This window comes from Spirillospora sp. NPDC047418 (genome assembly GCF_040643275.1).
Lineage (GTDB): Bacteria > Actinomycetota > Actinomycetes > Streptosporangiales > Streptosporangiaceae > Spirillospora.
This window is the reverse complement of record NZ_JBEYTW010000160.1, coordinates 1-11,143: the sequence shown is the minus strand read 5'-3', so window position 1 is coordinate 11,143 and position 11,143 is coordinate 1. Positions and strand designations below refer to the sequence as shown.

Sequence of the window (11,143 nt, the reverse complement as noted above, 5' to 3'; positions counted from 1 at the left end):
CCCCACACACAAAACACTCTACCCCTACCCGCCCATATTCCGATCGGGCGGGCGCCGGCCCCTGACCCCGATCGTTTCGACACCGCCCGGCCGCGTCGCGCGGCCGCCCGTTCGCATGGAAAGGACACATGATCATGAGCGTTGACGCGCTGAAGAGCGCCCTTCCGGGCTACGCCAAGGACACCAAGCTCAACCTGGGCTCGCTGACCTCCACGTCCCAGCTCACCGAGCAGCAGCTGTGGGGGACGGTCCTCGCCTGCGCCCTCGCCACCCGCAGCGCCGTCGTCATCCGCGAACTGGCCGAGGAGGCGGGCGACTACCTGTCCGCCGAGGCGTTCGAGGCGGCCAAGGGCGCCGCGTCGATCATGGCGATGAACAACGTGTACTACCGCGCCACCCACCTGATCGGCGACGAGACGTACGCGACGCTGCCCGCCAAGCTGCGCATGTCGATCATCGGCAAGCCGGGCGTGGACAAGGTCGACTTCGAGCTGTGGTGCCTCGCCGTGTCCGCGGTCAACGGGTGCGGGCGGTGCCTGGAGTCGCACGAGAAGGTCGTCCGCGAGGCCGGCCTGTCGCGCGAGCTCGTCCAGGAGGCGCTCCGCGTCGCCGCCGTCGTCAACGCGACCGCCGCGACACTGGACGCCGAGGCCGCGCTGGCCCCCGCCACCGTCTGACCTCCACGAGCCCGAGGCCCATCGGCCCGGCGGTCGCGACACCAGGCGACCGCCGGCCCGGCCCGGTCACTCCCACTCGATGGTGCCCGGGGGCTTGGACGTGATGTCGACCGTGACGCGGTTGATCTCGCGGACCTCGTTGGTGATGCGGGTCGAGATCCGCCGCAGGACGTCGTAGGGGAGCTTCGCCCAGTCCGCCGTCATCGCGTCCTCGCTGGTCACCGGACGCAGGACGATCGGGTGGCCGTACGTCCGGCTGTCTCCCTGGACGCCGACGGAGCGGACGTCCGCCAGCAGCACCACCGGGAACTGCCAGATGTCGCGGTCGAGGCCCGCGCGGGTCAGCTCCTCGCGCGCGATGGCGTCGGCGTCGCGCAGGATGTCGAGGCGGTCGCGGGTGACCGCGCCGATGATGCGGATGCCCAGGCCGGGGCCGGGGAACGGCTGTCGCCAGACGATCTCGGACGGCAGGCCGAGCTGCTCGCCGAGCGCGCGGACCTCGTCCTTGAACAGCGTCCGGAGCGGCTCGATCAGCTTGAACTGCAGGTCGTCGGGGAGGCCGCCGACGTTGTGGTGCGACTTGATGTTGGCCGCGCCGGTGCCGCCGCCCGATTCGACCACGTCCGGGTAGAGGGTGCCCTGAACGAGGAACTCGACTGGTTCGGACGCGTCTTCGCCGACGATTTCCCGGGCGGCCTCCTCGAAGACGCGGATGAACTCGCGGCCGATGATCTTGCGCTTCTGCTCGGGGTCGGTGACCCCGTCGAGGGCGGCGAGGAAGCGGTCCTGGGCGTCCACGACGTGCAGGTTCACGCCGGTGACGGCGACGAAGTCCTTCTCGACCTGCTCGGGCTCGCCCTTGCGCAGCAGCCCGTGGTCGACGAACACGCAGGTCAGCTGGTCGCCGATGGCCTGCTGGACGAGCGCGGCGGCGACCGCCGAGTCGACCCCGCCCGACAGCGCGCAGATCGCCCGCCTCCCGCCGACCTGCGCCCGGACGGCCTCGATCGACTCGTCCGCGATGTTCACCATCGTCCAGTTGGGACGGCATCCGGCGCCTTCGTAGAGGAACCGCCGGAGAATCTCCATGCCGTGCTCGGTGTGCAGGACCTCCGGGTGGAACTGGACGCCGAAGAAGCCGCGCTCCAGGTCCTCCATGCCGGCGACCGGGGTGACGTCGGTGCTGGCCGTCACCGTGAAGCCGGCGGGGGCGCCGCTGACGAAGTCGCGGTGGGACATCCACACCGCCTGCTCGTGCGGCAGCCCCGCGAACAGCATGCCGGGGGACGTGACGGCGACGGTCGCGCCGCCGTACTCGGCGACATCGGAGTTCTCGACGATCCCGCCGAGGGCCTGCGCCATCACCTGGTGGCCGTAGCAGATGCCGAGCGTGGGGACGCCGATGTCGAACAGCCCCTCCGGCGCCACGGGGGCGCCCTTCTCGTACACCGAGGCGGGGCCGCCGGACAGGATGATCGCTTTCGGCCGCTTCGCGAGCATCTCCGCCGCCGGCATGGTGGACGGCACGATCTCGCTGAACACATGGCACTCGCGGACGCGCCGCGCGATCAGCTGCGCGTACTGCGCGCCGAAGTCGACGACGAGAACGGTGTCAAAGGACTGGTCTGCGGCCACCAACTGAGCCTTTCGCACGGCCGGAAGGGGCTCCCAGTCTACGGGCCCGCCACCTGCGCCGATGCGCGGGACCCCCGAGGCCGGTCATCACATGGTGCGATTGGCCGATAACGGTCGGCATCCATTTACCTTGATCACGCTCGCGAGGTGACTTCGTTCTGGTACGTCTTGATGACGTCCTGTAGTCGAAGGCACGTGTCTCCGCATGGTTCCCGTCCGCAAGCGACCTCCCTAGGAGTGCCGTGAAGCTGCTCGCCGCCGCCGTCCTGCTCGCCGCTCTCGTCCCCGCCGCGCCGTCCGGGCCCACTTTGCGGGGTCCCATGGAGCGCGGGGCCACGCAGCACGGGGCCACGCAGCACGGGTCGGCGGACGACTGCGTGCACCCGGAGGCACGGCTGCGGACGGGCGGTCACGGCCGGGAGCCCAACGACCTCACCCCCGCACAGGCCGCCACCGTCGAACAGCGCCTCGGCCGGATCCTGGACGGCCTCGGGTTGAGCCTCGGCTCAAACGACCAGTCGGACGGCGCCGACCTCCGTTCGCAGGCTCGGCTCACGGTCCCCGTCTACTTCCATGTGATCCACGACGGGGATAAGGGCAACGTGTCCGAGGCGGAGGTCAAGCGCCAGATCAACACCATGAACGCGTCTTACGGCGGACAGAACGGCGGCGCCGACACGGGCATCTCCTTCATGCTCCGGGCGATCACCCGTTCCGACAACGCCGCCTGGTTCCAGGACCCGGAACGCTACGAAGGCACGTACAAGCCCCAACTGCACCAGGGCGGCAAGGGCAGCCTGAACCTGTACAGCACCTACATCGGCGGGAACCTGCTCGGCTGGTCGACGTTCCCGTGGAAGTACAAGGCCGACCCCAAGATGGACGGTGTGACCGTCCACTACGGCAGCATGCCGGGCGGCGAGATAGAGAACTTCAACAAGGGGTTCAGCGCGACCCACGAGGTGGGGCACTGGCTGGGGCTCTACCACACGTTCCAGGACGGCTGCGGCGGCAAGGGTGACCGCGTCTCCGACACCCCTCCCGAGCGCGACCCGTCGAACGGCTGCCCGACCGGCAAGGACACCTGCCCGTCCCCTGGGGCCGACCCGGTGCACAACTACATGGACTACAGCTACGACACGTGCATGACGTCCTTCACCGCCGGCCAGGGCACCCGAATGCACAAGGTGTGGAAGGCGTACCGCGCCTAAGTCGCTCTGCGCAGCTTGGCCGCGTCCTCGGCGGGTAGACGCCGGACGGCCTCGCGCAGCGTCACACCCGAGATGGTGTCGAGACGAGGCTCGACCCACTGCACCACCCAGGACGGGTCCTTCTTGGAGTGCTCCCGGAGGACCCATCCCAGGGCCTTCCTGATGAAGAACTCGCGCTCGCCTATGAGCGCGTCTCCGAAACGGCTGATGCGCTCCAAATCCGGGTTTCCGGTCCGGACGCCCGGCAGCAACGCCAGGACGGCCGTACGCCGGATCCACATGTAGGGGTCGGCGACCCACGCGTCCAGGACCGTCGCCAGGTCCGGATACCGGATGACCAGTCCCCCGACGACCTTCTCCGCGATGTAGTCGACGTACACCCAGCTAGCCGAATCGCGGACGAGCCGTTCGGCCGTCCCCATGTCGCGCGGCTCCAGCAGGGCGGCGCGCTTGGCCAGCACGTCTATGGCCGCCATACGGGCCTCGTGCACGGGACGTCCGTCGTCGGTCACGTCCCAGAGGACTTGGGCTAGTTCGAGCAGCTCTTCCCGTGCGGGCTCGACCTTGACCGTCGACACGGCGACCTTGCGCAACACCGGTACGGGCACGCCGATGTGGACGAAGCCGCTCTTCAGATAGCTCTTCTCGCGCTCGGCGCGCGCCGGGTCCCCCTGTCCGCGCAACTCCGCCATGACGCGCGCCGCCTCGCCCTTCACGTCCATGCGGACACGCTACGCCGCCCGCGCTAGGGCGCCGTTTTCAGCGTTCTTCATCCCCGTTCGTCCAGGTTTGCCAAAGACGTGACGTTTGTTCGCATCCACCCTGGTTCCAGCGATGACTCCGCTCCCCTGCGCGCGCTCCCCCGCTCGCGCCGCCCCCCAAGGAGTTCCATGAAACGCGCCGGAATCGCCACCGTCCTCGGCCTGGCCGCCGCCTTCACCGCGTACGCGCCCGCCGCCGCCCCCGCCACCCTCGCCGCGCCGTCCGCCGCGGCCGCCTCGTCCACCGTGTGCGCCGATCAGCCCGCGCAGGCCCGCGTCCGGGCCGGCGCCCACGTCGCCGAACGGAACCAGCCGAGCGCGGCCAAGGTCGCCTCGATGGAGAAGGACTTCCAGAACCGCGTCAGCAAGCTCAAGACGATGCGGGCGGCCGCGTCCGTCACCGTCAGGGTGCACTTCCAGGTCGTCTACGGCAGTGCAGGAAACCTCTCCGACTCGACGCTCCAGCAGCAGCTCACCGTGCTGAACAACGCCTACGCCGGCAGCGGCGTCACGTTCACCCTGTCGGAGATCAGGCGGACGAAGAACGCGTCCTGGTTCTCTAACCCCGAAGGCTACGAGCGCCAGATGAAGAGCGCCCTGCATGCAGGCAACGCTCAAGACCTCAACATCTACACGGCCGACCTGGGGAGCAGCCTCCTCGGCTGGGCGACGTTCCCGAGCAGCTACCGCTCCCAGCCCGCGATGGACGGCGTCGTCATCCACTACCAGAGCCTGCCGGGCGGCGCTCTGGGCAACTACAACGAGGGCGACACCGCCACCCACGAGGTGGGCCACTGGATGGGTCTCTACCACACGTTCCAGGGCGGCTGCAGCGGCCAGGGCGACCGCGTCTCCGACACACCCGCCGAGCAGAGCCCCGCCTCGGGCTGCCCCACCGGCCGCAACACGTGCTCGGCCCCGGGGAACGACCCGATCCACAACTTCATGGACTACAGCTACGACTCGTGCATGTACGAGTTCACTCCAGGCCAGACCGCCCGCATGCAGTCCCAGTGGGCCGCATACCGCGCCTGACCTAGATCCCCGTAGAGCCCACCGCAGTCCCCGCTGCGGTGGGCTCTCCCACGTCCAAGCCTGTGGGAGGCGCCGACCGACGACGGTGCGCTGGATGTCCACGGCCGACAGAAAGATCAACCGCGTCCGTCGGCGACTTATCCACAGAATCGCGTTCTAGTTCCAACGCCCGTGCGCTGCCCCGACCATGGAACCCGGTCGGCCCGTCGCGGGGGCGGCGGGCCGACCCACCGGCCGGCGGGATCCGCTGCTGGTGGGGACATCGATCGGGGGCGAAGCGTGTCAGGTTATGTCGACGATGGGGAGTTTCAGGGCGGCCGGGGCCGTGGCCGGGACGGCCGGGTTCTTCGGCGAGACCGGGGCGATGCGGCGGTACGGGGCGCCCAGGGCGGGGCGCGGGTCGTCCTCAGTCCGGTTCGGCCAGAACGACATGGCGCGTTCGGCCTGGGCCGTGATCGTGAGGGACGGGTTCACGCCCAGGTTCGCCGAGACGGCGGAGCCGTCCACGATGTGCAGGCCGGGGTGCCCGTAGACGCGGTGGTAGGCGTCGATCACGCCGGAGTCGGCGGAGTCGCCGATGGCGCAGCCGCCGAGGAAGTGGGCGGTCATCGGGACGTCGAACAGGTCGCCCCAGGTGCCGCCCGCGATGCCGCCGATCTCCTCGGCGATCCGGCGGGTGGCCTCGTGCCCCTCGGGGATCCAGGTCGGGTTCGGCTCGCCGTGCCCGGCGGAGGCGCGGACGTCCCACCCGAACGGGCCCCTCTTCGGGCGCAGCGTGATCGAGTTGTCGCGGGTCTGCATGACCAGGGCGATGACCGTCCGCTCAGACCAGTGCCGGACGTCGAACAGCTGGATCAGGTCGCCCGGGCGGCGCACCACCTCGCGGGCGAACTTCACGATGCGGGGCGTGTGCCGCTCGCCGGAGCGGTCCCCGTCGATGAGGAGGGTCTGCAGGCCGGCGAGGAGGTTGGAGCCCCGCCCGTAGCGGACGGGTTCGACGTGCGTGTCCGGGGCCGGGTGGAACGACGAGGTGATCGCGACGCCTTCGGAGAAGTCGGGGCCGGGCCTGCCGTTGCCGCGCCCGCCGCCGAGGATCGCCTCGGAGTTCGTGCGGGTCAGGGCACCGAGCCGCTCCGACAGGCCCGGCAGGGCCCCGGTCGTCTTCAGCTTGTGCAGCAGCTTCTGCGTTCCGTACGTCCCGGCCGCGAAGACCACCTGCCCGGTGGTGAAGGTCTTGCGGTTCCGTCCGAACGAGCCGGTCCGGACGATCTCGACCTCGTACCCGCCGCCGGGCAGCGGCGCGACCGAGGTGACCCGGCTGAGCGGCATCACCCGGGCGCCGGCCCGCTCGGCGAGGTACAGGTAGTTCTCCGTGAGCATGTTCTTCGCGCCGTGGCGGCAGCCCACCATGCACTCGCCGCACTCAAGGCAGCCGCGGCGGCGCGGGCCCGCCCCGCCGAAGTACGGGTCGGCGCTCTCGATCCCGCCGCCGCGCCCGAAGTAGACGCCGACCGGGGTCTTGACGAACGTGTCGCCTTTGCCCATCCGGTCGGCGACCTTCTTCATGACCTTGTCGGCCGCGGTCGTGGTGGGGTTCCGGACGACGCCCAGCATCCGCTTGGCCTGCTCGTAGTAGGGCGCGAGCTCGTCCTGCCAGTCGGTGATGTGCGCCCACTGCCGGTCCTTGAAGAACGGCTCCGGCGGGACGTACAGCGTGTTGGCGTAGTTCAGCGACCCGCCGCCCACGCCCGCCCCGGCGAGCACCAGCACGCGGCTCGACTTCGCGCCCCGGATCAGATGCATCCGCTGGATGCCGGTCAGGCCCAGCGCGGGCGCCCACAGGTACCGGCCGACGCGCCAGTTCGTCCTGGGCAGCTCCGGATACCGCGACCCCGGCGCGCCGGACGGGTTCGTGTCGAAGCGGCGGCCCGCCTCGATCACGCCGACCCGGTAGCCCTTCTCGGTCAGCCGCAGCGCCGACACGCTGCCGCCGAACCCCGATCCGACGACGAGCACGTCGAAGTCATGCTTCACGGACGATCCCTACTTGATGTGCAGCTTCTTCATCAGCTTGATACCGGACGCCATATAGCCGGCGAACTTGTCGTACGCGATGGCACCGGGCGGTTCGAGGTCCATGAAGTGCTGGCTCGCGACGGTCTGCACCTCGGTGAACTTCAGCAGGCCCTCCGCCCCGTGGCGGCGGCCCACACCGGACTGCTTCATCCCGCCCATCGGCGAGTCGTAGGACGCGTACGCCGCGCCGTAGCCGTCGTTGACGTTGACGGTCCCGGCCTGGATGCGGGACGCGAGGCGGCGGCCCCGCGCGGTGTTCTTCGTCCACACCGACGCGTTCAGCCCGTACGGGGTGTCGTTGGCGCGGGCGATGACCTCGTCCTCGTCCCGGTACTTGTAGACCGAGACGACGGGGCCGAACGTCTCGTTCGCGCACAGGTCCATGTCGCCGGTGACGTCCGCGAGGATCGTCGGCTCGTAGAACAGCGGGCCGACGTCGGGGCGGGCCTTGGCGCCGGCCAGGACGGTCGCGCCCTCCTTCACGGCCTGGTCGACATGCCGCGTCACCGCGTCCAGCTGCCGCTTGAAGGTCAGCGAGCCCATCTCGGCGTCGAAGTCGAGGCCGGTGCCGAGCTTCATGCCCTCGACCAGCTCCACGAACCGGGGGACGAACCGGTCGTAGACGTCCTCGTGCACGTACAGCCGCTCGATCGAGATGCACAGCTGCCCGGCGTTGGTGAAGCACGCGCGGATGGCGCCGCGCGCGGTCCGCTCCACGTCGGCGTCCGCCATGACGATCATGGGGTTCTTGCCGCCGAGCTCCAGCGAGTAGCCGATCAGCCGGGGCGCGACCCGCTCGGCGATGGCCTTGCCGCCGCGCGTCGACCCGGTGAACGAGACGTAGTCGGCGCCGTCCACCAGCGGGTCGCCGATCTCGGCCGGCTCCCCGACGACGATCTGCCACAGGTCCTCGGGCAGCCCGAGCGAGACCAGCAGGTCCAGCACCCACAGGCTGGACAGGCACGTCTGGGTGTCCGGCTTCTGGATCACCGCGTTGCCCGCCATGAGCGCCGGCGCGATGTCGCTCGCCCCCAGCGCGAACGGGTAGTTCCACGGGGCGATCAGCGAGACGACGCCCTTCGGGTGCCGCAGCTCCTGCACGCGCGTGAGCCCGGGCATCATGCCCTGCCTGCGCTTCGGCTTCAGCAGCTTCGGGGCCCGCCGCGCGTAGTACAGCGAGCACAGCGCCACGTCGAGGAACTCCTCCATCGCGTGGCGGCGCGCCTTGCCGGTCTCCAGCTGGATGACGTCGAGGATCTCCGCGCGCCGATCGACCAGCGCGTCCGCCAGCCGCAGGAACGGCTTGACCCGCTCCCCCGCCGGCAGCGCCGCCCAGGCCCGCTGCGCCTCCCTGGCGCGCTCATGGGCCTTGCGGACGTCGTCGGCGCTGGAGAGCGGAACGGTCGCGAGGGGCTCGCCGGTGAACGGGCTCGGGATCGTCGCGCTGTCGGAGCCGTCCGAGACGACGCGGGCGGTCAGCCGCTCGATCAGTGTCTGGGAGAGCTGCGTGCCTTTGGCAGGGACCGTCGGGGATGCCATGCGTGCAGGGTATGACCACCTGCCCATTTTGGCTACCCGCAAGTAACGGGCTACATGCGGTGATATGCCCCACGTGGTTCCTGCCGCATCCGTCCGCGCCTGACAACCGGCGGGCGAACGGAGCGTTCCAACCCGACCGGACTTGTGCAACTTCCAGACTGACCATGGTGACCCGGTGTATCTCGAAGAGGAGCATCTGACCGGTGGCGGAACGGGAGGGAAGAACGAATGACGGACGCCCACGGCGGCAAGCGGCTCGAGGGTGGCATGGGGGGCGGCCCGCGGCCGTCCGGCGGGGGCCCCGGGCCGCGCCGGGACCGGCGTGAGCAGACCCGCACCGCGCTGCTCGCGGCGGCCGAGCGCCTCTGGGCCGAACACGGCATCCACGGGGCCTCGCTGGACGACATCGCGGCGGCCGCCGGCCTCACCAAGGGCGCCGTCTACTCCAACTTCGCGGGCAAGACCGACCTGCTGCTCGCCCTGATGGAGCGCATCACCAGCGACCGCACCGGCCCGGAGGTCTGCGACGAACTCCGCGCCGCCGAGCAGGACGCCGCACACGACGCCGCCCGGGAGACCGCCGCCACCGGCCGCCCGCCCCGCCACGGCCCCGCCGACGACGACCGCCCCCGCCGCCTCGCCCTGCTGCTCGTCGAGTTCTGGCTCTACGGCATGCGCGACTACGCCGCCGGCTGGCGCATCGCCGACTGGTACGCCGAGCGCCGCGACCGACTGGCCCGCGAACTCGAACCCGCCCCCGACACCGCCGAGAGTGCCGCCAGCGCCACCGCCACCGACACCGCCGACCCCATCGCCCCCGCCGACCGCGCCGCCCTCACCATGGCCCTCGACTTCGGCCTAGCCTTCCAGCACCTCCTGGACCCGGCCCGCGTCCCCGCCGACCTCTACCGAACCGGCAAGTCCCTAGTACAGGGCCCCCGCCCCACCTGACCACCACCCCACGCGCCAAACACCGCAGACCCGAACGACAGAGCCGCACGGCGCAGACCAACACAACGCAAGCCCACACGGCGCAGGCCCACACGGCGCAAGTCCGAGCGCCCCGGAGCCGGACAGCACACGCCAGCACGGCACAGGCCCGGACGAGGTGGCCCCGGACAGCGGCGAGGACGGACGACGCATGACCAGACGCGCGCAGGCCGGAACGCACGCCCAGACAACACAGAGCCGCACGGGCGCAGGAGGCGGACGGGCACAGGGAGGACGGGCGGCGCAAGGACGGACGATGGTGAGCCGGACGGTGGCTGCGCTCAGTGGTGGTGGACGGCAGCCGGGTCGGAGGGGCGGCGCTGGCGGGCGGCCAGGGCAAAGGCTAGGGCGCCTAGAACTACGGCCAGCAGGGTCAGGAGCATCGCGGCGAACCAGCCGGCTTCCAGAGCGGCCTCTGCGTTGCGGTCGAGTACGGCGGCGATCTGAGGCGGTACGCCCTTCGTGCCCGGCAGCGTCGGGTTCGTGATGCCCGGCAGGACGGCGAGTACGAGCAGCGGCACGGCCACCAGTGCCGGGATCGCGGCGACCGCTGCGACCGCGGCCCTGTTCCGGACGCCGCCGAGCACTCCGAGCACCGCGGCGGTGGCCAGGCACGGCAACATCCCCCACCCCCAGCCGAGATCGAGGCCGCTGGACCTGGTGGAAAGGTCACCTGTTGTGGGGAGATCCGGCAGGGAGGAGGACACCGTCAGCCAGGACAGCGGCACCGTGCTCAGCGACATCACCGCGACGCCCGCGATGGCGAAACCGAGGAGGCGTCCCGCACGCACCGCCAAACGGGGCGAACGCTCCGTCGAAAGGGGCGAACGCCCGTGCGCCGCCGGCGGATACCTATGCCCCGCCGGCGGATGGGCGGAGCCCGCCGGCGAGGCGGCAGGGACCGCCGGGTCGTAATGCGTACGTGCTGCGGGAGCGAAGGCAGGGCCAGAGCCGGACGCGGGCGCAGAGGCGGGCGCGGGCGCGGAGGCCGGCGCGGCCGTGGAGGCCGGCGCGGAAGCGGGCGCGGGGGTGGAGCCGGACGCAGAGGCCGGCGCGGGCACGGAGGCCGGCGCGGACGCGGAGGCCGGCGCGGACGCGGAGGCCGGCGCGGACGCGGAGGCCGGCGCGGACGCGGAGGCCGGCGCGGACGCGGAGGCCGGCGCGGCCGTGGAGGCCGGCGCGGCAGATCGGAAGAGCAACGTCTGAACTCCAGTCACAA

At 71.0% G+C, this 11,143-nt stretch carries 10 protein-coding genes; 5 read left to right on the top strand and 5 right to left on the bottom strand.

The features are described from left to right. Positions 1-134: 134 nt before the first annotated feature. The gene (ahpD, locus tag ABZ806_RS43845) at positions 135-677 is read left to right on the top strand and encodes an alkylhydroperoxidase, AhpD family (RefSeq protein ID WP_500225659.1); all 543 of its coding nucleotides are present in this window, start codon (positions 135-137) and stop codon (positions 675-677) included. Positions 678-743: 66 nt separating this feature from the next. On the opposite strand, the gene guaA is transcribed toward ahpD, so the two are convergent. Next, positions 744-2,315, bottom strand: coding sequence for a glutamine-hydrolyzing GMP synthase (guaA, locus tag ABZ806_RS43840; protein WP_500225661.1), 1,572 nt, complete (start codon positions 2,313-2,315; stop codon positions 744-746). Between the two features lie 239 nt (positions 2,316-2,554). Here guaA and ABZ806_RS43835 point away from each other — a divergent pair, with 239 nt between their 5' ends. Further along, positions 2,555-3,523 (top strand): zinc metalloprotease, encoded by a 969-nt coding sequence (locus ABZ806_RS43835; RefSeq protein WP_500225656.1) that lies wholly within the window; start codon positions 2,555-2,557, stop codon positions 3,521-3,523. Here the strand turns inward: ABZ806_RS43835 and ABZ806_RS43830 are convergent. Further along, positions 3,520-4,245: a DNA alkylation repair protein gene (locus tag ABZ806_RS43830; protein WP_500225654.1), complete on the bottom strand. Its 726-nt coding sequence runs from the start codon at positions 4,243-4,245 to the stop codon at positions 3,520-3,522. The two genes, ABZ806_RS43835 and ABZ806_RS43830, sit on opposite strands and share 4 nt — an antisense overlap. A 168-nt stretch (positions 4,246-4,413) precedes the next feature. On the opposite strand from ABZ806_RS43830, the gene ABZ806_RS43825 reads away from it, so the two are divergent. Further along, positions 4,414-5,319 (top strand): zinc metalloprotease, encoded by a 906-nt coding sequence (locus ABZ806_RS43825; RefSeq protein ID WP_500225652.1) that lies wholly within the window; start codon positions 4,414-4,416, stop codon positions 5,317-5,319. Positions 5,320-5,601: 282 nt separating this feature from the next. Here the strand turns inward: ABZ806_RS43825 and ABZ806_RS43820 are convergent, their stop codons facing one another. Both ABZ806_RS43820 and ABZ806_RS43815 read right to left on the bottom strand, forming a co-directional pair. Beyond that, the gene (locus ABZ806_RS43820; RefSeq protein WP_500225648.1) at positions 5,602-7,353 is read right to left on the bottom strand and encodes a GMC oxidoreductase; all 1,752 of its coding nucleotides are present in this window, start codon (positions 7,351-7,353) and stop codon (positions 5,602-5,604) included. Positions 7,354-7,362: 9 nt separating this feature from the next. Next, on the bottom strand, positions 7,363-8,934 hold the full coding sequence (locus tag ABZ806_RS43815; protein WP_500225643.1) for a succinic semialdehyde dehydrogenase: 1,572 nt from the start codon (positions 8,932-8,934) through the stop codon (positions 7,363-7,365). A gap of 228 nt (positions 8,935-9,162) precedes the next feature. Here ABZ806_RS43815 and ABZ806_RS43810 point away from each other — a divergent pair, with 228 nt between their 5' ends. After that, positions 9,163-9,885 (top strand): TetR family transcriptional regulator, encoded by a 723-nt coding sequence (locus ABZ806_RS43810; protein WP_500225640.1) that lies wholly within the window; start codon positions 9,163-9,165, stop codon positions 9,883-9,885. Positions 9,886-10,205: 320 nt separating this feature from the next. Here the strand turns inward: ABZ806_RS43810 and ABZ806_RS43805 are convergent, their stop codons facing one another. Then, positions 10,206-10,721 carry a hypothetical protein gene (locus tag ABZ806_RS43805; protein WP_500225637.1) on the bottom strand — a complete coding sequence of 172 codons (516 nt, stop codon included), beginning with the start codon at positions 10,719-10,721 and terminating at the stop codon, positions 10,206-10,208. 232 nt (positions 10,722-10,953) lie between these two features. Here ABZ806_RS43805 and ABZ806_RS43800 point away from each other — a divergent pair, with 232 nt between their 5' ends. Further along, the gene (locus ABZ806_RS43800) at positions 10,954-11,130 is read left to right on the top strand and encodes a hypothetical protein (protein WP_500225635.1); all 177 of its coding nucleotides are present in this window, start codon (positions 10,954-10,956) and stop codon (positions 11,128-11,130) included. Positions 11,131-11,143: the final 13 nt, after the last annotated feature.